The organism is Coprococcus sp. AF21-14LB, assembly GCF_003458885.1.
Taxonomy (GTDB): Bacteria; Bacillota; Clostridia; order Lachnospirales; family Lachnospiraceae; genus UBA9414.
The window spans coordinates 1-614 of the sequence record NZ_QRVX01000141.1; the positions used below are offsets into that span (position 1 = coordinate 1).

Genomic DNA, 614 nt, shown 5'->3' on the forward strand with positions numbered 1-614 from the left:
TGTACAAAAATCACCTTTTTATATCGGTGAGTTTCTTCAAAACCTCAGCATTTTCACCAGGCAGAGAAGATACTTTCCCCATACACAGACTGGCTGACCCGTCCGCGGCCTGGTACAATTGGAAAGAATCACATTCAGAGCAGTTCCTGTTAATTCAGAACTGCTCTTTTTATCTGCTCTGAATCTGATACTTCCCTTATGAATTGTATCATATTTCATATGTTCTGTCGTGTGTTCTATTAAATTTTAAGCACAAAAAAACCGCCGACTACTCGACGGTTTTAACAGGGGATGAGAGAATCGAACTCCCGCTAAGAGTTTTGGAGACTCCTGTCATACCATTTGACCAATCCCCTATATTTAATTAGCGACCCGGATGGGACTCGAACCCACGACCTCCGCCGTGACAGGGCGGCGCTCTAACCAACTGAGCCACCGGGCCAGGTCTTATGTACCTTCAAAACCACATACAAGAAATCTCATCCTTTGTTCACTTTCCTATCCTTTACCTCACTTGGTTATGCCCTCGACCGATTAGTAACAGTCAGCTACATGTGTTACCACACTTCCACCTCTGTCCTATCTACCTCGTCGTCTTCAAGGGGTCTTACAAC

The 614-nt window shown here is 44.8% G+C and carries 2 tRNA genes and 1 rRNA gene; all 3 read right to left on the reverse strand.

From position 1 onward, the window contains the following. Positions 1-285: 285 nt before the first annotated feature. Positions 286-356 (reverse strand) — tRNA-Trp (locus DWX73_RS13430). Between the two features lie 12 nt (positions 357-368). Continuing rightward, positions 369-442, reverse strand: a tRNA-Asp gene (locus DWX73_RS13435). Positions 443-514: 72 nt separating this feature from the next. Then, positions 515-614: ribosomal RNA gene (locus DWX73_RS13440) — 23S ribosomal RNA — on the reverse strand; the annotation flags it as partial.